Source organism: Psychroserpens sp. NJDZ02 (genome assembly GCF_004843725.1).
In the GTDB taxonomy this organism is placed as follows: Bacteria; Bacteroidota; Bacteroidia; order Flavobacteriales; family Flavobacteriaceae; genus Olleya.
On record NZ_CP039451.1, the window covers coordinates 1,163,900 to 1,186,504 of the forward strand.

22 protein-coding genes are annotated in these 22,605 nt (G+C 33.2%); 15 read left to right on the top strand and 7 right to left on the bottom strand.

The window, feature by feature from the left end:
- Positions 1 to 7: 7 nt before the first annotated feature.
- The 8 genes from E9099_RS05185 (at position 8) to E9099_RS05220 (ending at position 5,714) form a co-directional block, all read left to right on the top strand.
- Positions 8 to 331, top strand: a complete 324-nt coding sequence (locus E9099_RS05185) for a DUF4286 family protein (RefSeq protein ID WP_136582636.1) — start codon at positions 8 to 10, stop codon at positions 329 to 331.
- Between the two features lie 29 nt (positions 332 to 360).
- Positions 361 to 1,158: a 16S rRNA (adenine(1518)-N(6)/adenine(1519)-N(6))-dimethyltransferase RsmA gene (gene rsmA / locus E9099_RS05190; protein WP_136582637.1), complete on the top strand. Its 798-nt coding sequence runs from the start codon at positions 361 to 363 to the stop codon at positions 1,156 to 1,158.
- Positions 1,159 to 1,162: 4 nt separating this feature from the next.
- Positions 1,163 to 2,533: a magnesium transporter gene (mgtE, locus tag E9099_RS05195; RefSeq protein WP_240788956.1), complete on the top strand. Its 1,371-nt coding sequence runs from the start codon at positions 1,163 to 1,165 to the stop codon at positions 2,531 to 2,533.
- Positions 2,534 to 2,653: 120 nt separating this feature from the next.
- Entirely contained in the window at positions 2,654 to 3,019 is a 366-nt protein-coding gene (locus E9099_RS05200) for a cupin domain-containing protein (protein WP_136582638.1), read from the top strand.
- A gap of 20 nt (positions 3,020 to 3,039) precedes the next feature.
- Positions 3,040 to 3,978, top strand: a complete 939-nt coding sequence (locus E9099_RS05205) for a 2-hydroxyacid dehydrogenase (RefSeq protein WP_136582639.1) — start codon at positions 3,040 to 3,042, stop codon at positions 3,976 to 3,978.
- A gap of 311 nt (positions 3,979 to 4,289) precedes the next feature.
- Positions 4,290 to 4,679 (top strand): VOC family protein, encoded by a 390-nt coding sequence (locus E9099_RS05210; protein ID WP_136582640.1) that lies wholly within the window; start codon positions 4,290 to 4,292, stop codon positions 4,677 to 4,679.
- A 49-nt stretch (positions 4,680 to 4,728) separates the two neighbouring features.
- Positions 4,729 to 5,271 (top strand): hypothetical protein, encoded by a 543-nt coding sequence (locus E9099_RS05215; RefSeq protein ID WP_136582641.1) that lies wholly within the window; start codon positions 4,729 to 4,731, stop codon positions 5,269 to 5,271.
- Between the two features lie 116 nt (positions 5,272 to 5,387).
- Positions 5,388 to 5,714 (top strand): ArsR/SmtB family transcription factor, encoded by a 327-nt coding sequence (locus E9099_RS05220; RefSeq protein ID WP_136582642.1) that lies wholly within the window; start codon positions 5,388 to 5,390, stop codon positions 5,712 to 5,714.
- A 2-nt stretch (positions 5,715 to 5,716) separates the two neighbouring features.
- Here E9099_RS05220 and E9099_RS05225 read toward each other — a convergent pair whose 3' ends face one another.
- The 4 genes from E9099_RS05225 to E9099_RS05240 are packed head-to-tail and all read right to left on the bottom strand — an operon-like array spanning position 5,717 to position 10,339.
- The gene (locus E9099_RS05225) at positions 5,717 to 6,754 is read right to left on the bottom strand and encodes a carboxypeptidase-like regulatory domain-containing protein (protein WP_136582643.1); all 1,038 of its coding nucleotides are present in this window, start codon (positions 6,752 to 6,754) and stop codon (positions 5,717 to 5,719) included.
- A complete protein-coding gene (locus E9099_RS05230; RefSeq protein ID WP_136582644.1) occupies positions 6,744 to 8,564 on the bottom strand; it encodes a GNAT family N-acyltransferase in 1,821 nt (606 codons plus the stop codon). Before E9099_RS05230 ends, E9099_RS05225 begins: the two co-directional genes overlap by 11 nt.
- A gap of 44 nt (positions 8,565 to 8,608) precedes the next feature.
- Complete coding sequence (locus E9099_RS05235; protein ID WP_136582645.1) at positions 8,609 to 9,859, bottom strand: aspartate kinase; 1,251 nt, start codon at positions 9,857 to 9,859, stop codon at positions 8,609 to 8,611.
- Positions 9,860 to 10,339: a GNAT family N-acetyltransferase gene (locus E9099_RS05240; RefSeq protein ID WP_136582646.1), complete on the bottom strand. Its 480-nt coding sequence runs from the start codon at positions 10,337 to 10,339 to the stop codon at positions 9,860 to 9,862.
- A 119-nt stretch (positions 10,340 to 10,458) separates the two neighbouring features.
- On the opposite strand from E9099_RS05240, the gene fbp reads away from it, so the two are divergent.
- The 5 genes from fbp to E9099_RS05265 are packed head-to-tail and all read left to right on the top strand — an operon-like array spanning position 10,459 to position 14,724.
- Positions 10,459 to 11,466: a class 1 fructose-bisphosphatase gene (gene fbp, locus E9099_RS05245; RefSeq protein ID WP_136582647.1), complete on the top strand. Its 1,008-nt coding sequence runs from the start codon at positions 10,459 to 10,461 to the stop codon at positions 11,464 to 11,466.
- Positions 11,467 to 11,515: 49 nt separating this feature from the next.
- Positions 11,516 to 11,872 (top strand): fructose 1,6-bisphosphatase, encoded by a 357-nt coding sequence (locus tag E9099_RS05250; protein WP_136582648.1) that lies wholly within the window; start codon positions 11,516 to 11,518, stop codon positions 11,870 to 11,872.
- 15 nt (positions 11,873 to 11,887) lie between these two features.
- On the top strand, positions 11,888 to 12,706 hold the full coding sequence (locus E9099_RS05255) for a cell envelope biogenesis protein OmpA (RefSeq protein ID WP_136582649.1): 819 nt from the start codon (positions 11,888 to 11,890) through the stop codon (positions 12,704 to 12,706).
- Positions 12,693 to 13,187: a Rab family GTPase gene (locus E9099_RS05260; RefSeq protein WP_136582650.1), complete on the top strand. Its 495-nt coding sequence runs from the start codon at positions 12,693 to 12,695 to the stop codon at positions 13,185 to 13,187. Before E9099_RS05255 ends, E9099_RS05260 begins: the two co-directional genes overlap by 14 nt.
- A gap of 10 nt (positions 13,188 to 13,197) precedes the next feature.
- On the top strand, positions 13,198 to 14,724 hold the full coding sequence (locus E9099_RS05265) for an ATP-binding protein (protein WP_136582651.1): 1,527 nt from the start codon (positions 13,198 to 13,200) through the stop codon (positions 14,722 to 14,724).
- A 51-nt stretch (positions 14,725 to 14,775) separates the two neighbouring features.
- Here the strand turns inward: E9099_RS05265 and E9099_RS05270 are convergent, their stop codons facing one another.
- A complete protein-coding gene (locus tag E9099_RS05270; protein WP_090838247.1) occupies positions 14,776 to 15,207 on the bottom strand; it encodes a TerB family tellurite resistance protein in 432 nt (143 codons plus the stop codon).
- 262 nt (positions 15,208 to 15,469) lie between these two features.
- On the opposite strand from E9099_RS05270, the gene mfd reads away from it, so the two are divergent.
- Together mfd and E9099_RS05280 are read left to right on the top strand one after the other, a co-directional pair.
- On the top strand, positions 15,470 to 18,808 hold the full coding sequence (gene mfd, locus E9099_RS05275) for a transcription-repair coupling factor (protein ID WP_136582652.1): 3,339 nt from the start codon (positions 15,470 to 15,472) through the stop codon (positions 18,806 to 18,808).
- Between the two features lie 32 nt (positions 18,809 to 18,840).
- Complete coding sequence (locus E9099_RS05280) at positions 18,841 to 20,211, top strand: TlpA family protein disulfide reductase (RefSeq protein ID WP_136582653.1); 1,371 nt, start codon at positions 18,841 to 18,843, stop codon at positions 20,209 to 20,211.
- Positions 20,212 to 20,311: 100 nt separating this feature from the next.
- Here the strand turns inward: E9099_RS05280 and E9099_RS05285 are convergent, their stop codons facing one another.
- Positions 20,312 to 21,268: a hypothetical protein gene (locus E9099_RS05285; RefSeq protein WP_136582654.1), complete on the bottom strand. Its 957-nt coding sequence runs from the start codon at positions 21,266 to 21,268 to the stop codon at positions 20,312 to 20,314.
- 982 nt (positions 21,269 to 22,250) lie between these two features.
- Positions 22,251 to 22,553 carry a DUF6370 family protein gene (locus tag E9099_RS05290; RefSeq protein ID WP_136582655.1) on the bottom strand — a complete coding sequence of 101 codons (303 nt, stop codon included), beginning with the start codon at positions 22,551 to 22,553 and terminating at the stop codon, positions 22,251 to 22,253.
- Between the last annotated feature and the right edge of the window lie 52 nt (positions 22,554 to 22,605).

Below are 22,605 nucleotides of genomic sequence, written 5' to 3' on the forward strand. Positions count from 1 at the left end.
TATAAAAATGTACATATATAACGTCACTGTAAACATAGACGAAAGCGCTCATGACGAGTGGTTAACCTGGATTAAGGAACATATCCCTAAAGTTCTAGCGACTGGAAAATTTGAAAAAGCAACCTTAACCAAGGTTCTTGTAGAGGAAGACATGGGCGGACAGACCTATTCTATCCAATACAAATCATACTCAAGAGAAGCTTTAGATGCCTATTACAAAGAAGATGCCGACACCTTAAGAAACGAAGCTTCAAAGAAGTTTGCCGACAAAATGTTAGCTTTTAGAACAGAACTTCAAATTGTTGATGAGTATTCTGTAACGTTCAAATAATTCAGCTTAAGCTAAAAAACACACCTTTTATGGCAAAATACAAACCAAACAACCATCAGGTTAAAGCAAAAAAATTCTTAGGACAACACTTTTTAGAAGACGAAGGTATTGCTAGAGACATTGCAGATTCATTGACCTTAAATGGTTATAAAAACGTCTTAGAAATTGGTCCAGGAATGGGTGTTTTAACAAAATACTTACTTGATAAGCCCGTTAAGACTTACGCTATAGAAATAGATACCGACAGTGTAGAATATCTTAAAAACAACTATCTAACTTTAGCAGATAGGATAATTGAAAAAGATTTTTTAAAGTACGATGTAACTGAGACTTTTAATGACCAGCCTTTTGCTATCATTGGAAACTTCCCTTATAATATTTCAACACAAATAGTCTTTAAAACGTTAGAGCTACGCGACCAAATACCAGAATTTTCAGGTATGTTTCAAAAAGAAGTCGCACAACGTATTTGCTCTAAAGAAGGGAGTAAAGTTTACGGAATCCTTTCGGTTTTAACTCAGGCCTTTTATGATGCAGAATATTTATTTACTGTACCACCTACCGTTTTTAATCCACCACCAAGAGTAGAATCTGGGGTCTTACGATTAACAAGAAAAGCAGACTACAGTTTACCATGTGACGAAAAATTATTTTTCAGAGTGGTTAAACAAGCGTTTCAACAACGTCGCAAAACCATGCGTAACAGTTTAAAAACATTTGAATTGTCAGATAATCTAAAAGCAAACGCTATCTTTGACCAGCGACCAGAACAGCTTAGTGTTACACAATTTTTAGAGTTAACTAGCTTAATAGAAAACGACAAATAATCTAGTGGAAGACAATCAAAACATACAGTTTCAGCTTACAGACGAGCTCATCGAGCGCGTAGAGCTACTTATCGAACAAAAAAACGATGCTGCTCTTAAGTTACTTTTAGAAGAATTTCATTACGCTGATATTGCCGAAATTCTTGATGAAGTCAACTTAGACGAAGCGATGTATGTTATTAAGCTTCTTGATTCCGAAACCACATCTGATGTCCTTATGGAATTGGACGAGGATAATCGAGAAAAAGTCTTAAAAAACTTATCTGCAAAAGAAATAGCGGAAGAGATTGAAGAGCTAGATACCGATGATGCAGCAGATATTATTGCTGAGTTACCTGAAGCCCGCCAAGCCGAAGTCATTTCGCAAATAGAAGATAAAGAACACAGGGCCGAAATCCAAGAACTTTTAGCGTATGACGAGGACACCGCAGGTGGATTAATGGCCAAGGAGCTTGTTAAAGTTTATGAAACCTGGACCGTTGCAGAATGCCTACGTCGTATCCGAGGTCAAGCACAAAATGTAAGTCGCGTGCATTCTATATATGTCGTTGATCAACAAGAAAAATTACTAGGTCGTTTATCTTTAAAAGATCTATTAACGGCAAAAAGCGATCAAAAAATAGCCGAATTATCCAATTCTAACGTAGACTACGTTTATGTAGAAGAAGATGCAGAAGAAGTAGCAAAAATCATGCAAAAGTATGATTTAGAAGCCATTCCTGTTGTAGACCAAAATAAAACACTTTTAGGACGCATTACCATTGATGATATTGTCGATGTTATCCGTGAAGAAGCAGATAAAGATTATCAAATGGCAGCCGGTATATCTCAGGATGTAGAAGCTGATGATAGCATCTTAAAACTGACAAAAGCAAGACTACCATGGCTACTTATTGGTATGTTTGGTGGTCTTGGAGCAGCAAGCATAATAGAAGGTTTTAATGGGTCCATGGGAGAATTTATAATCCTACTAAGTTTTGTGCCTCTAATACAAGCCACAGCCGGAAATGTTGGTGTCCAATCGTCTGCAATTGTAGTACAAGGATTAGCTAATAATAGTATTGATGGCAACATTCTAAAACGTCTTTTAAAAGAAGCCGTTTTAGGATTAGTAAATGGTTTAGCAATAGCATTAATTGCAATAGTAGTCACCCATTTTGTTTTTAAAACACCCTATTTAATTTCGATCACTATAGCCATTGCACTAGTTGCCGTAATTATTATGGCTGCATTAATAGGTACATTTATCCCTATATTTTTAGACAAAAGAGGTATAGACCCAGCAGTAGCAACTGGTCCTTTTATTACCACAAGTAACGATGTCTTTGGGATACTACTGTACTTTCTAATAGCAAAATCCATTTTAGGGTTTTAATATAATCTGGGCGTTACCTAAAGGTCGTGCCATCCATTATATCTTTTTTTTGCCATTTATGGCAGCAAAAAAAAGGATGCCATTTCTACCACTAACGCTTAAAAACACTACTTTTAAGCTATGAAAGCACTAGACATTACTCAAAAACTATCTAAGTTTACAGATAACTGGCAACCACATCAAATAGCTATCGTAGACGATATGCAAGTATTGTTAGCCAAGCTTAAAGGCGAATTTGTGTGGCATAGCCATGATAATGAAGACGAACTTTTTCAGGTCATTAAAGGCACACTCTACATGCAATTTAGAGACCGAACAGAAATTGTTAACGCTGGAGAAATTATAGTCGTTCCTAAAGGCGTAGAACATAATCCTGCCACAAAAAACAATGAGGAAGTCCACGTCTTACTATTCGAAAAACTAAACACTGCTCATACTGGCAAAGTAAAACACGAATTAACGCAGACCAACTATCCAAAAATTTAAATAACAACATACTTTAGAAAATGAAAATACTTCATCTAGACTCCAACCATCCTTTACTAATAAATCAACTAAATGACCTAGGTTATACAAACCATGAAGATTTCACGTCGTCTAAAGCAGACATTCAAAACAAAATCAAAGCATATGATGGTTTTATAATCAGAAGTCGCTTTAGTATTGATGCTGCATTTTTAGATGCGGCTACAAATTTGAAATTTATAGGACGTGTCGGTGCAGGTTTAGAAAACATCGATTGTGACTACGCCCAAAGTAAAGGCATAACATTAATCGCTGCTCCAGAAGGCAATCGTAACGCAGTTGGAGAACATAGTTTAGCAATGCTCCTATCGCTATTTAATAAGCTAAATAAAGCCGACAAAGAAGTTAGAGAAGGCAAATGGCTACGTGAAGACAACAGAGGCTTAGAACTAGACGGTAAAACCGTTGGTCTAATTGGTTATGGTAATATGGGAAAAGCATTTGCAAAAAAACTACGAGGTTTTGATGTCACTGTTTTATGTTATGATCTCAAACCCAATATGGGAGATGACAACGCTAAACAAGTAAGCCTAACAGAACTTCAAGAAAAAGCAGAAGTACTAAGTCTACATACGCCAGAAACAGAGTCTACTATAAAAATGGTCAATAAAGACCTAATAAACGGGTTTAAAAACCCATTTTGGCTCATAAATACAGCACGTGGCAAAAGTGTGGTTACCTCAGACCTAGTCTCTGCCTTAAAATCAGGACAAATACTAGGTGCTGGTTTAGACGTTTTAGAATATGAAAAATCATCTTTCGAAAATCTGTTTAGTGACAACAACATGCCCGAAGCTTTTAAGTATCTGATACAGTCTGACCAAGTACTACTATCACCGCATGTGGCTGGCTGGACTATTCAAAGTAAAGGAAAATTAGCACAAACTATCGTGGATAAAATCAAAGCAAAATTTTATTAGCCTATTTTGTTTCAAAGTCCATTTACCCTATGGGTTACCATTGTAAACCATTTCCGCATTTACCGTTTATAAATGTTGCGTCTCAAAAAACTGTTTTGTAATTTACCTTACTGGTCTATATGCAAAAAAAAGAACTTTATAATTGGTTTGTATCAGAATACCCAAAACACTGTAAATACAAATTAGACATGGATAAAAGTTGTATCAGATAAAAACAGATGACATTCTTTATGTTTTGATCGTCCAATTATTAGGAAAAATGAGTATTAAAGAATGGATAGCAATTTATGAATCTACATTAAATTTAAAAAATGAAAAAACGCGTCACAGGAATTGGAGGTCTATTTTTTAAAACAAAAGACCCAAAAGCCTCAAAAGATTGGTATAACAAACATTTAGATTTTAATACAGACGATTACGGTTCTACCTTTTGGTGGAAGGATAAAGACGGTAATGATTGCTCTACACAATGGAGTCCATTTCCTGAAGATTCTAAACATTTTGAACCTTCAAAAAAAGACTTTATGTTTAACTATCGTGTAGAGAATCTTAAGGAATTAATAAAAGTATTAAAAGAAGAAGGTGTCACTGTTTTAGGTGAAATTGAAGAATATGACTATGGGAAATTTGGCTGGATACTCGATAACGACGGTAATAAAATTGAACTTTGGGAGCCAATCGATAAAATATTTTTAAAGTAGTTATTTAGAAATGTAATATATTAGTAATCTACTAACTAACAAAAACCCCATGAGTGAAGATCATAAAAATATAGAGAACGACGCTGAACAAACTGTGAACAATTTAGAGGAATCAGTTAATGCAAAAGCTACAGACGCAAAAGAAGCAACCAGCGACACTGCAAATACGTCTAATGATAAAACATCAGAAGTGCTAGATAAAGCAGAAGCCAAGTTTGAAGATATCAAAACGGAAGCTAAAGAGACATTTGAAAAGGCAAAAGCCAAAGCAACAGAATTCTACAATGAAGATGCCAAAGAGTTTATGGATGACGCTAAAGAAAAAGCATCAAAGATAGCCAAAGAGGCAGGAGAAAAATTTGACGAGTTATCTGATGATGCTAAAGAAACTTACGAAAAAGTAAAGGCTAAAGCCACGGAGTTTTATAACGAAGATGCTAAAGAACTTATAGACGATGCCAAAGCAAAGGCTTCTAAATTTGCGGACGACGCTGGAGATAAATTAGAAGATTTAGCGGAGGATGCCAAAGAAGTTATTGAGGAAACCACCAAGAAGACTAAGACTTTTTTCCAAAGGTTATTTGGTAAATAATTAATTTTACACAAATTAAAAGTAAAGTCTTTTTTGATTTTATCTTTTTTACGTACTTTTATAAACGTGATATTGCAATATATAGTTTTATTAAAATTAATTCACTGAGTTTTATTATGGGCTTTTCAAAAAAACAATTGTTTAATCAATCTCAAAATCAAGTTGCCAATTACACTAAAGTTTTAGGACATCCTGCTAGAATAGCAATGATCCAACACATCAGTGAACATAAAGATTGTAATTGCAATGCTTTAGTAAAAAGCACAGGATTGTCACAGCCAACAATATCACAACACTTAGGTGAGATTAGAAAAATAGGATTACTTAAACAAAAGATACAAGGTAAAAACCTATTCTATTCTATAGATTTGGAACAGCTAAACGAATGTAGACGCGTTGTCAATGACTTTTTTGTTAAGACACAGGTTAATTGTAATAAGTAATACTAATTAAGATTATAATTAATTGGTAACATGGAGACTATTCTATTACTACCAAAAACACCACCAAACAAGACGCCATTTACAGGAGAATGTATACCAAAAGCATCTATATAAAACAAGTGATCCTCCGCATTTGGTAACAGAAAAGCTTGGTCTAAGTTATCAAAACTAACCACTACTTTATTAGAATCAAAAAAAGATACTTCTGTTAAATCGCCTTCTGTTTTAACCACTCTAAAAACAGAGGTCTGGGTTATTTCAAATAGCGGTTCAGAGTCATCCGCGCTTTCTCTTTTAAACAATCTAAAACCATTTTGCTTAAGTGCACTTTTTGCCAAGCTTCGCATAAAATATAATAAAGATGTCTTAAAAACAACGTTTCGGTTTTCGATATAGCGTTTCTTAATCTTCTTTCTACTCAATTCAGAAAAAATACTTGTACCGCTATAAAGCACTTTACTAACATACTTTAAACCAGAAGGTGGGTGTTTAAATACTATTTCAAAGTCTACAAGGTTATACTCTACCTTATATCCTAAATACTTATTGATTATAATTATTGGTTGATCCGCCATGGCGTACATGGTTTGATCTACTTTACTATATCGAAACCTAATCTTATCAAGGTTAGTTATTTTACAATCTTTACTGTAGATGGAATGACCCAAAAACTCACGCTTAAAATAACTCAACTTTTTTGATCTTGACCAATCATCATCTGACAGAATAACCTCTTCTAAATTAGTCGTTTGAGGTTTTAATTTGATTATCGGATTGGTTTGGAGGATGTTTTTGTCAATAATTTGACTTTCATACCCTATAAAACTAACTACTAAAGGCACGTTAATGTTTTGATTAGAGCTTATAGTAAATATACCGTCCAAATCTGTAATGACTCCTATTGTAGTCCCATCAAAATAAACCGTTACGTTGGGTAAAGGAATATTTGTATCCGCAGCTAATATTGTGCCAGTAAAAGTCTGCGCAAATCCAATTGAACTAACAAAAAAAATAAATAGTATTACTAATTTATTCCTCATTCTGCTCTGTAAACTTACGTTCCAATTCTGCTTGAAACTCCTCCATTACCGGCCTAACCGTACTTTCTGGCAAGTCTGCAATCTTGATATACATTAAACCATCCACCGCATTATTAAATAATGGGTCTACATTAAAAGCGACTAAGCGTGCATTTTGTTTAATATACTTTTTAAGCAATACAGGCAATCTTAAAGCACCTGGCTCGATCTCGTCAATAATCTTATCGAACTTATTTAAATCAGCCTCTGTTGCATCAAAAACAAAGTCTTTATCAGCATCTTTAAGCTTAACCTTAAATTCTTTTTTAGGATGTACATATTGAGCGACATACGGATCATAATAATGTGATTTCATAAACTCAATCATTAAGGACTTAGAGAATTCTGAAAACTGATTACTAATACTAACCCCTCCAATCAAATATTTATGCTCAGGATGACGTAAAGTTGTATGTACAATACCCTTCCAAAGCAAAAACAAAGGCATTGGTTTTTGTTGGTATTCTTTGATAATAAATGCGCGTCCCATCTCAATCGACTCGCCCATCATTTTATATAATTCAGGTTCAAACCCAAATAAATCTTGTAAATAAAAGCCATTAATACCATAATTAGCAAATATCTGGGATCCTAAGCCCATTCTATACGCACCTGCCAAAACATTAGCTTCACTATCCCATAAAAATAAATGGTGGTAGTAATTATCAAATTCGTCTAAATCAATAGGTTCATTTGTTCCTTCTCCAACTGCTCTAAAAGTAATTTCTCTTAAACGTCCTATCTCGCGCAACAAATTTGGCATATCCGCAGCAGTAGATAAAAAGACCTCATAATTTTTACTTGTCAACAATTTACAATCTTGCGCTCGTAATGCATCAACCTCCTTTATCATCGCTTCCTGACTAACCGGAGTTACGATTTGCTTAGGTGCTTTTACTGATTTTTGAGATTTTAAACTAGATGAAATACTATCTATAATTTTCTCCTTAGGCTGAAAAGCATTAGACAACATATATGTTTTTCTTCTAATAAATTCTGAAAAATCTGTAAGTGATTCATGCTCGGCCTGATTCTTTACAGATATCGGTTTCCCGATCCTAACTTTAATAACTCTTCGTTTTTGTGTAAATAATTCGGAAGGCAATTTTGCTGTTCTAAAAATGTCACTAATTTTTGACAACTTATAAAACAACTTACTATTTTGAGCATGAAAGTATATTGGGACAACAGGCACATTAGCTTTTTTAACTAATTTCATAGCTGCTTCTTCCCACGGTTTATCAACAACTAATTTACCATCTCTATAAGTAGACACTTCTCCTGCAGGAAAAATACCCAAGGGATGTCCATCTCTAAGGTGAGAAATCGCACTTTTAAACCCAGCGACGCTAGATTTAGCATCCTTTCTATCCTCAAAAGGATTTACAGGCATTATATAAGGCTTCATCGGCTCTATACGATGTAGCAAAAAATTGGCTATAATTTTAAAATCTTCGCGTTGCTCTAGCATTAATTTTAAAAGTAAAATACCATCAATACCTCCTAACGGATGGTTAGAAACGGTAATATAAGCACCATCTTTTGGTAAACGCTTCAAATCTTCTTCCGGAATTTCGAATTTAATCTGAAATTCATCTAAAATCCCGTCCAAAAACTCTATGTCTGACAAATGTTTGTTACGATTATAGACATTATTTAAGCTCGAAATTTTCAATACTTTCATTAGTATCCACCCAACAAATGTGCCTAAAAACCCGTATTTACTGAGTTTTATAGCGCTTGAAACTTCTTTTGCTGTGACTAATCCCATTTAATTTTATTCATATTAGAATTTACAAATGTAATTCTTTAGATTTATTTAGTTACTATTTGTAAGGTCTCTTGAAACATTTGTTTTAATAAAACTGTTTTACCTAGCTCTAAATCAACAATTGATTTATGATTATAATGCCTTATAGTGTATAAAGAAACGCCAATATTACAGGTTACTTTAAACTTAGCTTTTAGCTGCAATAATAAAGTTTCTAAATTAGTATAATTATCATCAAAACAAACAGAGAAACTAATAGCAGAGTTTTGTATAACACTAACCTTCATTTTGTACTTGGACAACAAATTAAATATTTCGCTAATATTATCTTCAACGATATACGAAAAATCTAATGTTGACAACGATAATAATATTTGATTTTGCTTAACAATAAAGCAAGGCACTTTAGGTACTAAACCTGGCGTCTTATTGACCACAGTCCCTTCCGCTTTAGGATTTAAAAAAGATTTAACATACAGCGGAATTTCTTTACGTTGTAATGGTTGTAATGTTTTTGGATGAATAACAGAAGCCCCGTAAAAGGCTAATTCAATAGCTTCTGTGTACGATATAGAATTAAGTAATTGGGTGTTTTCAAAATATCTAGGATCTGCATTCAAAACACCAGGTACATCTTTCCATATAGTAACACTTGCCGCATTTAAACAATACGCAAAAATGGCTGCGGTATAATCACTACCTTCCCTTCCTAATGTCGTTGTAAAATTGTTTGCATCGCTACCTAAAAACCCTTGTGTTATATTGAGTTTTTTCGAGTCTATATGCTTAGTAACTAACTGTTGAGTCTCTTCCCAATTGACATTGGCACTTCTGTAATAATTATCTGTTTTAATTAATTGTCTAACATCTAACCAATGGTTATCAAAACCTTTAAACATTAAATATTGACTAATAATTCTGGTTGACAATAATTCTCCAAAACCAATAACTTGATCATAAACAAAACTATAATCGGGAGATTTATTTGTGTTTAGGAAATTCCGAAGCTCATTGAATAAACATTCTGATAATTTAAAAACATGATGATCACTATTTACAAAAAGATCCACCATAATAGCATTATGATAGTCGATAACACTTTGAATAGCATTATTCAATTCTTTTTTATCATCAAAATAAGCTCCAACCACCAATTCCAAAGCATTAGTCATTTTACCCATTGCTGAGACAACTATTATTGTCTTTTCATGTCCGACTTGTTCTAATACCGAAATTAAATTCTTTACCCCTTTGGCATCTTTAACAGAAGCACCACCAAACTTAAATACTCTCATTTATAAATTTTCGATATATTTTTTTATACTAGTTTCATCCATTTGCACCAAATACCAGTCTTTTAAAAGTGTCGCTCCTTTACTTTCGTAAAATTTAATCGCTGGTTCATTCCAATCTAAAACTTCCCAACAAATACGTTTAACTCCTAAACTATAGCCATATTTTATAACTTCGTCTAAAAGTAAAGTCCCTAGACCTTCTCCTCTGTAATCATTACTAACAATTAAATCTTCCAAATGTACTGTTTTACCTTTCCAAGTAGAAAAACGAATATAAACTAAAGCAATCGCTACAATTATATTGTCCTTTTCAGCAACAAAACAAGTAAACAATGGTTGTTTTCCAAAACCATTTTCTAATAAATCTGCCTCAGTTACAATAACCGCATCAGGCTCTTTTTCAAAAACAGCAAGCTCTTGTATCAAGCCTAAAATAGCTGAAACATCCTTTTTTTCAGCAAAACGAATAGTATAGTCCATAGATATTAAATTTAACCAAATATACTTTAAGAATTTTTGTTAAACCAAAATAAGACAAACTACAACGTTATAATTACTAAAAAATACGATATTTGTGAAAATAAACACAACTACTACCCATGTCTAAGAAAAATCAAACTTTAGGAGAATTTATTATTGAAAACCAAGCGTCTTTCAAATTTACTTCTGGAGAGTTATCTCGTTTAATAAACTCTATTCGCTTAGCTGCCAAGGTTGTAAACCATGAAGTTAACAAAGCGGGATTAGTTGATATTATTGGTGCCGCAGGAGACACAAATATCCAAGGTGAAGACCAACAAAAATTAGATGTTTACGCTAACGATAAATTTATACAAACCCTTACCAACCGTAACATTGTTTGTGGTATTGCTAGTGAAGAAGAAGATGATTTTATCACGATAAATAGCCAGGACGACAACAATCAAAACAAATATATTGTTTTAATAGATCCTTTAGATGGGTCTTCCAATATTGATGTTAATGTCTCTGTTGGTACTATTTTCTCTATCTATAGACGTGTTACTCCTGTAGGAACTCCTGTTACTATTGAGGACTTTTTACAACCAGGTAACCAACAAGTGGCTGCAGGATATGTTGTATACGGAACGTCAACTATGCTAGTATACACTACAGGGCACGGTGTTAATGGATTTACTTTAAACCCTGCTATTGGAACCTTTTACTTATCTCATCCAGATATGGAATTTCCTGAAGACGGAAATATCTATTCTGTAAACGAAGGTAACTACACACATTTTCCTCAAGGTGTCAAGAATTACATAAAATATTGCCAAATGGAGGAAGAGGATAGACCGTATACCTCAAGATATATCGGTTCTTTAGTTTCAGATTTTCATCGAAACATGATTAAAGGGGGGATTTATATGTATCCTAAAAGCTCAAAAAACCAAGACGGAAAATTACGTTTACTTTACGAATGTAACCCTATGGCCTATCTTGCAGAACAAGCCAATGGAAAAGCAAGTGATGGTTTTAAACGCATTATGGATATCGAACCTTCTGAACTGCACCAAAGAGTACCTTTTTTCTGTGGAAGCAAAAACATGGTCTTAAAAGCAGAAGAATTCATGCAAAACACCGATTAAATACCATGGTATCTATTTTTTTGCTACTTTTGACACATAAATTATCCTAATGGCAAACACAGACAAACTTAAGGAAGAAACAGTGCAATCATCTACGGAAGCAACTTCAAAGATCGACGCCATAAAACAGCTTATTTTTGGTGAAAACATGCAAGCTTATGACAGCGAGTTTGAAACACTAAAACAAGATATTCTTACCAAAAAGCAAGAATTAGAAGCACTCATGGACGATGTAAAGTCTGAAATACTTCAAAATATTGATAACCTAAGTACGGATATTAATATTAGAATTACTGAGCTTGAAAACAGCTTTGAAGATAAAGCGGATGCATTAAACGAAAAAAAGGTAGACCGAAAATTACTTGGTGAACTCTTTACAAAATTAGGCGAAAAAATAAGTCAGTAAAACCTTGATTTACAAATGAATCAAGACGATAAATTAAAAAGCCTTAGAGACATCTTACTTAAAGATGAGCACGAGTATGTGACATCATTAGAAGAAAAAATTAAGACGCTTGAAAATTTAATTACTAAGCAAAATAATTTATCAGAACATATAGACCCTATTCTAGACAAAAAACTAGAAACGTTTATTAAGGATATGCCAGAAACTTTGGGACCTACAATTACCGAAACATTAAAATCGGAAATTAAAAACTCTCAAGATGCAATTGTAGAGGCCTTATTCCCAATTATAGGGAAGTTAATAAAACGTTATGTTCAAAAAGAGATACAAGTACTCTCAGAAAACATCAATGCTAGTTTAAGCAATACTTTCTCTTTTAAAAATTTTAAAAGAAAATTTAGATCCAAAAGATCAGGCGTCTCGGAAGCGGATTTATTAATCCAAGACCAATTTAAATCTAAAATAGAGCAGATCATGGTTATTGAAAGTGGCTCAGGTTTAATTGTCTCTGAGTACACCAAAACAAATAACATCGATCAAGATACAGTCGCAGGAATGCTGACTGCTATAAAAAGTTTTGCAGAAGATGCGTTTACTACTGATGTTCAAAATTTAGAATATATAGAATACGAAAATTACCATATACACCTACAAAACTTTTCAAATTACTATATTGCAGTAACGGTGTCAGGTGCATTTACAGCAACCTTTAGAAGCAAACTGGAAGATAAGCTCTTAGATTTTGCACAAAATGTAATAAATAAAACAGATTTAAATAATAGTGAGGTTTTCAGCACTAAATTAAAAGATTACTTTGAAAATGAAAATATCTAAAAAAATAGTTCTAATTGGTCATTTTGGTGTAGGAAAATCTTCTTTAATAAGACGATTTGTACAAGACACCTTTAGTGAAGATTATAAAGTAACCATTGGTGTACATGTCTTAAAAAAGGAAATTACACTACCTAAAACTAATGACGACATTACACTAGTTATTTGGGATTTAGAAGGAAACGATGACATCTCTAATACAAGACCGTCGTACTTACTTGGTACAAATGGGTTTTTATATGTATTTGATATGACTAGACCAGCAACCTACGAAAAACTAGAATCTGACTTAGATTATATTAAAGACCGCTACCCAAAAACACCGATAAAAGTTATTGGTAATAAAAAAGATTTAGTCACAAACGAATTTATTAAGCAAAACAAAGACGTTTTTGGACGCTTTGTCGATTTTTATACAAGTGCAAAGTCAGGTAAAAATGTTGAGGATGTTTTTACTAAATTAGCGGAAGCCTTAACCAAATAAGCCAAAACAAATGCTAGAGCACTACAAAAAAGAATATTGCCAATCTGTAAATCAATACATTGTTATTGATTTAGATGGAACCGTAAAAGAATCTGACGATATTATTTTTACTAATATAGTTGGTGAAAACATATCAAACATTCACCCCTTTTTTGAAAGTATACATGTTGCGCTTCAAGAAGAAAATCAAAAACACGTTTTCTCTTGTATACATTTGACCAATCAAAAAAACGAAACAATAATTACAGATATTATTGTAAAAACATTTGATGGCAAAAAACCAGCTCTAGTGGTTATTTTAGACCTAACTGTACATTACGATAATTACCAAACAACTGCTCAAGTAAGAAACGAATCTGTAATAAATTCGCAGATTTTAGAACTAAAAAACGAATACCTTCAAGAAAAAGAAGTGTTTAAAAATGCTTTTATCGCAAACTTTAGTCACGAATTAAGAGATCCGTTAACTGGTGTTTTAACCTTTTCGGACATCCTAAAAAAGACTAATTTAAATGACGAACAACTTAATTACTTAAAAGTAATTGACTCGTCTTCAAGCTACCTAAAGCATTTAATTGAGGACATATTAGACATCTCTAAAATTGAAGCCGGAAAGTTAGAACTTGTTATCGAACCTTTTGATTTAAGAGAATTATTAGAAGACATAGAACACGTTTTTAAAATCAAAGCCGAACAAAAAGGTATAGAACTAATTACAAATTTTAATGACAACCTACCAGCAGTAATTGGTGGTGATACGTTAAGACTAAGACAAGTCCTTAGTAATCTTTTAGAAAACGCGATCAAATTTACAGAGGTGGGAACAGTAACGTTTAACGTCTCATTAAACCAAATAAGAGCGCAAAAAGCCAACATACACTTTCAAATTATAGATACTGGAATAGGTATGGATAAAGATAATCTAGACGATATTTTTACCAGTTTCACGCAACTTAACACAAGTCAATCCTATAATAAAGGTGCTGGACTAGGATTAGCTATTGCAAAACACTTAGTTAGTTTAACAAATAGTGTAATTAATGTAGACTCGACTTTAGGAGAAGGTAGTGCCTTTTCCACCAATATTAATTTCAAGTTAGATCATAACTACAAATTAGAAACTAAAAAGAAAACCAAGGTTGCAGACAAACCAAAATCTAATAAAAAATACAGTATCCTATTAGTTGAAGATTCTGAAATCACTCAACTCTCTATCTTAAAAATCTTAGCGTCTAGAGGTAACTACTTTTTGGATATTGTAACACGCGGAGAAGATGTGATTCCTAGAATAGAAAACTCAGAGTTTGATTTAGTCCTAATGGATATTAAACTTCCTAACAGTTATGGTGACGAGATCACCAAACTGATACGACAAATGCCAGAGCGCGAACATAAAAAAGTACCTGTAATAGCACTAACCGCTAGGGTATTTAAAGACGATTTAAAACGCTATAAAAAAGCGGGAATAAATGACGTCATAAAAAAACCATTTGACGAGGAGACACTAATAACAAAAATTGAAGAATACCTAAAATAAAAAAAAGCGAACTATTAAGTTCGCTTTTTTTATATCATAAAAACAGAAATATTATCTGTTCATTGTTTTAATCTCATCAGTAAACGTATCCAAATCAACACCTTCATGTACCAGCTCTAAAGCTTTATGCGTTACATATTGTGCATTGCTAGATTTAAACCCTAAACCAACACATAAACGCTCTAAAATAGCCGTTTGCTTAGGACCTTCAATATGATCAGCCCATACCATTCTTGATAAATCGTATAAACGCTCTAAACGTTGATCGTAAGAAGTTGGTGGATTAATTGGGTGTTCTTTATAATCAACCAATATCTGCTTATACTCCTCTTCACTAATATCTAAATTACGTGCTAAACGATCCAAAAACGCTTTCTCAGCCTCACTAATCACACCATCACTCATGGCTACACGTACTATTGCAGCAAAATGATCTTCATTACGCTTTTTAAATCCACTATCGAATAAATCTGAAAATGACATACTTTTTTGTTTAATTTTATACTGCAAATATAGTTAAACCCAACACCTTTTAAAATTAAAAGTTTATTTTTTTGGGCGTTTAATTAACACCTTTTAATAGGTGTTAAATAACAGGCTCTCGCGGCTCGCTCTCTGCGAGGAGCTCAAACAAACCACTCCATCCCTAACGCATTTACTAAACAATACTACTAAAAAGTTAAATTTTGTAAATCTAAAAGCTATTATTTTTTGCATTGCTTATATTTGCATAAACTAAAGTTAAGTGAGTAAAAACGTAATCTCGCAGACCTATTTAAAGTCTTTGCAATTGCAAAAACTTCATACTGCTATAGCCCAAACCCAAAGTAAGACACATTTAAAAGGTTTAGTAGGCTCTTCCCTATCCTACGCTATAACACAAACGTTTAAAAATAGTGACCTTCCTTTTTTACTTATTTTTAATGATAAAGAAGAAGCTGCCTTTTACCTCAACGATTTAGAGCAACTCGTAAACAAAACAGACGTCCTCTTTTATCCAGGGAGCTACCGTAGACCTTATCAAATAGAAGAAACTGATAATGCTAATGTATTGTTACGGTCTGAAGTCTTAAACCGTATTAACTCGCGTAAAAAACCCGCAATTATAGTTACTTATCCTGATGCGCTATTTGAAAAAGTAGTCACCAGAAAAGAACTAGAACGTAATACCCTAAAAATTACAGTAAACGATAGCTTATCAATAGATTTTGTCAACGAAATTCTGTTTGAATACAAATTTAAACGCGTTGATTTTGTTACAGAACCAGGAGAATTTTCTGTACGTGGTGGAATTGTAGATGTATTTTCTTTCTCTCATGACGAGCCCTATCGTATCGAGTTTTTTGGAGACGAAGTAGACAGTATTAGAACTTTTGATGTCGAAACGCAATTATCAACAGAACAGATAAAAAAAATTAGCGTCATTCCCAACGTTGCTAATAAGTTAATGGACGAGTCCAGGCAAAGCTTTTTAAAATATATTGCACAAAAAACTGTCGTTTTTGGTAAAAACTTCGATTTGACTTTTGATAGGATTGATGACTTTTTTGATAAAGCAATTGCTGCTTTTGTAAACCTCAATCCAGACATAAAACACGCAAAACCATCAGAGTTATTCTGTAATGCTGCCGAACTTAAAAAACAACTGTTAGACTTTACCTTAGTAGAGTTTGGTACAGATACCGTTTTTAACACTACCGAAACCATACAACACAACACCTCGCCTCAACCTGCTTTTAACAAGCAGTTTAATTTATTAATAGACAATTTAAACAGTAATCACAATAACGATTACACCAATTATATTGCTTGTGTTAGCGAGCAGCAAGCAAAACGTTTTCATGATATTTTTGACGATGTCGAACAAGATGTACATTACCAAACAATAACATTGTCATTATACCAAGGGTTTGTCGACCATGACAATAAATTAGTCGTTTATACAGATCACCAAATTTTTGAACGCTATCATAAATTTCATGTAAAAAATGGTTACGCTAAAAAGCAAGCCATCACCTTAAAAGACTTAACTAATCTTGATATTGGAGACTATGTAACACATATAGATCATGGAATTGGAAAATTTGGTGGACTTCAAAAAATAGATGTCGAAGGTAAAAAACAAGAAGCTATAAAATTGGTTTACGGAGAGCGCGACGTCTTATATTTAAGCATACACTCTCTTCATAAAATAACTAAATTTAATGGTAAGGATGGTAAACCACCAAAAGTTTATAAACTAGGTAGTAAAGCTTGGAAAACACTTAAAGAAAAAACAAAATCTAGAGTTAAGCACGTTGCTTTCAACTTAATTAAACTATATGCTAAACGTAAACTAGAGAAAGGATACCAATATAAACAGGACAGCTATTTACAACACGAATTAGAGGCTTCTTTTATTTATGAAGATACTCCCGACCAAATTACCGCGACAGCAGACATAAAAGTCGATATGGAAAGCGAGCGTCCAATGGATCGCTTAATTTGTGGTGATGTTGGTTTTGGAAAAACAGAAGTTGCGATACGTGCCGCATTTAAAGCTGTTGATAATGGAAAGCAGGTTGCTATTTTAGTACCTACAACCATATTAGCGTTTCAACATCATAAAACTTTTTCAGAACGTTTAAAAGACTTTCCTGTAACGGTGGATTATGTCAACCGTTTTAGAACAGCTAAACAGAAAAAAGACACCTTAGAAAAGCTAGAAAAAGGACATGTAGATATCATCATAGGTACGCATCAACTAGCAAGTAAAAATGTAAAATTTAAAGACTTAGGATTATTAATTGTCGACGAAGAGCAAAAGTTTGGAGTTGCCGTTAAAGAAAAGCTAAAAACGCTAAAAGATAATGTAGACGTTTTAACGCTTACAGCCACACCAATACCAAGAACATTACAGTTTAGCTTAATGGCAGCTAGAGATTTATCGGTGATCACCACGCCTCCACCAAATCGTTATCCTATAGAAAGTAATGTTATACGATTTACAGAAGAAGCTATTAGGGATGCTGTAAGTTATGAAATAGAACGTGGTGGCCAGATCTTTTTTATTCATAATCGTATAGAAAACATTAAAGAAGTTGCTGGTATGATACAGCGTTTAGTACCAGATGCAAAAATCGGTATTGGACATGGGCAATTAGAAGGTAAAAAACTAGAAAGCTTAATGCTAGGCTTTATGGATGGTGATTTTGATGTTTTAGTCAGTACTACCATTATAGAAAGTGGATTAGACGTCCCAAATGCCAATACTATTTTTATCAATAACGCTAATAATTTTGGATTAAGTGACTTACACCAAATGCGTGGACGTGTTGGACGAAGTAACAAAAAAGCATTCTGTTATTTTATAACACCAGAATACTCGGCAATGACTGATGACGCCAGAAAACGTATCCAAGCATTAGAGCAGTTTACAGAACTAGGTAGTGGTTTTAATATCGCCATGAAAGATTTAGAAATCCGTGGTGCTGGAGATTTATTGGGAGGTGAACAAAGTGGTTTTATTAATGAAATCGGTTTTGATACTTACCAAAAAATACTAAACGAAGCGATTGAAGAGCTTAAAGAAAACGAATTTAAAGACCTTTACAACGAACCTTTAGAAAACAAAGAATACGTTAAAGATATTACAATAGATACCGATTTTGAGCTACTATTCCCAGACGATTATGTTAATAATATTGCAGAGCGTTTAAACCTTTATACTCAATTAAACAATTTCAAAACTGAAGCGGAATTAGCAGAATTTGAAACACAACTTTCAGACCGTTTTGGAGAGTTACCAATCCAAGTTATAGACTTAATTAATAGTGTACGCATCAAATGGATCGCGACTAAATTAGGTATGGAAAAAGTAATAATGAAGCAAGGTAAACTTATTAGTTACTTTATAAATGACCAACAAAGTAGCTTTTACCAAAGTCCTAATTTCACCAAACTCTTAAAATACGTACAGTCACACCCTCAGGCTTGTAAAATGAAAGAAAAACAGACTAGAAATGGCTTGCGTTTATTACTTACCTTTGACAACATTAAAACAGTAAAAAAGGCCCTAAACGCCTTAAATCCAATTTTGGAATAGTTTTTGAAATTATAATAGAAAAACCATAAATAATGTATAAAAAAATATTTTTTTTATTAGCTATATTACCCAATTTTATAGCGGCACAAAACACAATAAAAGGAACTTTTACTCCAGCAGAACAATTTAAGTTCGCGTTTTTATATCACGTTACAGCTGATACCTCAATTTTTGTGGACAATACCGATATTTCAGAAGATGGGAGTTTTGTATTCAATCTAAAAAAAAATCAAGCACCAGGAACCTACCGCATTGTTTATGCGCAACCTCAAGATGAGTATAATTTTGACCTGTTATATAATAATGAGGATATTGAATTGACCTTCGACTTAGAAAAAGGTTTAGAGTTTATAACCTCTGACGAAAACAAACTATGGGACTCATACAACAACAGCATGTCTATGATTGGTCAGAGCCTAAATGCTTTTTACACTTCCGGAGGAAAAAAACAGAGAGATTTTAAAAAAATTATTGAGATACTTAGTACAACACAGTCCGAATTTGAAAAAGCAGCCGAAGGCAAATTAGTCCTTAACTTTATAACGGCCAGTCAACCTTATATACCAGAAAATTTAATAGATGCTAAGACCTTTACGGAAAATGCTAAAAACAACTATTTTAAGCATATCAATTTTGGTAATCCGATACTTCAAAATTCAAATTTTTTAATTGAAGCGACCTTAAACTATGTATTTAATTTTGTTGATAACGAGGACAAAAACGCATCCTACATCACTAATATTAATACAGTAGAAAAAGCTATTGGAAATAATCCTAAAGTAAAGAAAATTCTATTAGAAATTTTATGGTCCCAATTTGCAATTGAAGAAAATGAACCTGTAGCTAATCACATTGCAAACGCTTATTTATTAGATATTGCAAAAACAGCAAATGACACCGAACTGGTTAATGATCTAAATTACTTCAAAAATGCTTCTGTTGGTAATATCGGGCCTGATTTTGAAATTATTATTTATGATGAAGACGGTGAAGCTACTACAAAAAAAATGCATGATTTAGAAGAAGCTAACAACTATCTAGTTGTTTTTTGGAGTACGACATGTTCACATTGTTTAGACGAGATACCAGAACTGCATAAGCTAGTTGAAACTCTAGAAGATAGTCAATTAAAAGTCATAGCAATTGCTTTAGATGAAGACCGCTACAGATGGAAAGACATGACGTATAAATTTCCAGAATTTTATCATGTTTTTGGCGAAGGAAAATGGGACAACCCCATTGGAGACAATTATAATGTAAAGGCAACCCCAAGTTATTTTGTTTTAGATAAGAACAAAAAAATAATCAACAAGCCTTATAATGTTAAAGCGTTTGAGGACTATTTCAAAACCTTACCTCAACCTAAAAAAGAGATCGAAGAAGGACCATCAAAAAAAGAATAAGTAACTTCTACTTATTTTAATATTAAAAAAAATGACAGTTGATTTAATTAAATCGACTGTCATTTTTTATTTTATCCACTTTTTGAAACGCAGTTGTTTATTAGTTTTTTATTTCATCATAACTTAAAAAATAATCCCCTTCACAAGCTTTCATAACGTGTGGATAAGTCGGCGTTAACAAAACACCTTCTGCTGTCAAATTCCATCGTTTATAATCCCAAGTGGACTCATCGACAAATTCATCACACTCATCTTGATTCTCGTCAGTTGGATCATAATATTTAGTTTTTAATACTTGAAAAAAATCAACATCAGGATATAATGTTTCAATACTATCAACCTCTCGAAGTGTTGTTAAGTCAAAAGTATAGCCAATACCTCCACGAAATGGATGCGCTCCACCACAATAAGCACTGTAGTATTTTGTGAAGCTTATAAAGCGATTATCACTACGATTAATTTCTATTGAAAATTCAAAAGAGTTACAATCTAACATAGCTTTTGCATCTTTAAGATGTAGTGAATCTAAAATAGGATTAAACATCGCTCTCTGTGCTTTGCTATACCCATTACCCAATCTAAAAAATTGTGTCTTAGAAAATTTCTCATGAAACCAGATAAGTTGTTTCTCTTGATAAGTACTGACACTATCTTTTTCAAAAGTTAGTCTTGGGATTCTAAAACTAGCAATGGGATCTTGTTTTGTTTCGGTTAAAACAACACTATACGCTTGTTTTTTAAGCTGTAATACACCAATTAACTGAGTCTCTTTTTTTTGTAATCTAAACACCTCCTTGGCGTCACCAACCTTATCTTCAAAATAGAACCAACCATCAACGACCGTAATAGTATCCTGACTAAAAACACCTCTTAACGGAATACTAATTAGTTTAGAATCGTAAAAATAAAAGCCATCTACCCTTTGTCCTGAACCATCATTATTTTGATCTTCATCAATATCTAATTCTAAATGAATAGGTAAATCACCAACATGACCAACATAAGATTGTGACCACGTTATAATAGGGAAAAGTAGTAAGATGAGTTTCTTTTTCATTAAAATATTTTTTAAACTTAGTTCTTTTTAATTCTCGGTAGTATTTAATTGTATCGAAATGTCTTCAAAACAATAGTTCTCGATACAAAATGCAGAAAAAGCATTTCACTCCAACTGACGTGACCTGATTACTCTTACTTCTGTTATCTAGTCTTACTTAATCTAATATAGATTTTAAGTTATTACATCACTACTCAACATAACTAACATGTTAACATAACGATAAACACAACGTCACATCGAGTGATTTGTGAGGCACGAGCAAATTGTATCGAGATGTCCTCAAAACAATAGTTCTCGATACAAAATGCAAAAAAAGCATTTCACTCGAACTGACGTGACCTGATTACTCTCGCTTCTGTTATCTTTTTCTACTCAATTTGTTCTACTCAATCTAATATAGACTTTGATATATAACTTCACTAATAACCATAACTCCAAAACAAACATAACGATAAACATAACGTCACATCGAGTGGTTTGTGAGGCACGAACAAATTGTATCGAGATGTCCTTAAAACAATAGTTCTCGATACTAAATGCTGAAAAAGCATTTCACTCGAACTGACGTGACCTGATTACTCTTGCGGTCATTATCCGGTCTTACTGAATCTAACATAAAGCTTAAACTATTACAAGACCACAAACACTAACATATCGATAAACACAACGTCACATCGAGTGGTTTGTAAGGCACGAGCAAATTGTATCGAGATGTCCTCAAAACAATAGTTCTCGATACTAAATGCAAAAAAAGCATTTCACTCGAACTGACGTGACCTGATTACTCTTGCGGTCATTACCCGGTCTTACTGAATCTAATATAAAGCTTAAACTATTACAAGACCACAAACACTAATACACCGATAAACAAAACGCCACATCAAGTGGTTTGTGAGGCACGAGCAAATTGTATCGCGATATTTCACCTCTTCCATTTATAAGATTACTTCGATCCTCGTAATGACGGTTAAATAAAAAACTAGTCTAACATTTTTACATTATTTGCTTTAAAACGATTATCCATTACTACTCCCGTGACCTCAGCTTTTCTAATCACTTCGCAAAAACCAGTCCCTTCAGCGTGCGCATCTCCAAAATCATCAATATCTGCACCATCAACAAAATAGGCTTTGTCATCAAATCGAACAGCTAGACTACAACCATCCTCAGAAGTTAAGCCAAACTGACACTGACCACAGGAGATTTCAACAACTTTAACTTCCTCTTTTTTGTTACATGCTAAGCATAAAAACAAGGCAAAAACTAAACTTATATTTTTCATGACTTGTAGGTTTTTATTTTTTTTTGAAATTGTGTTATTCTGTTGATTCTCG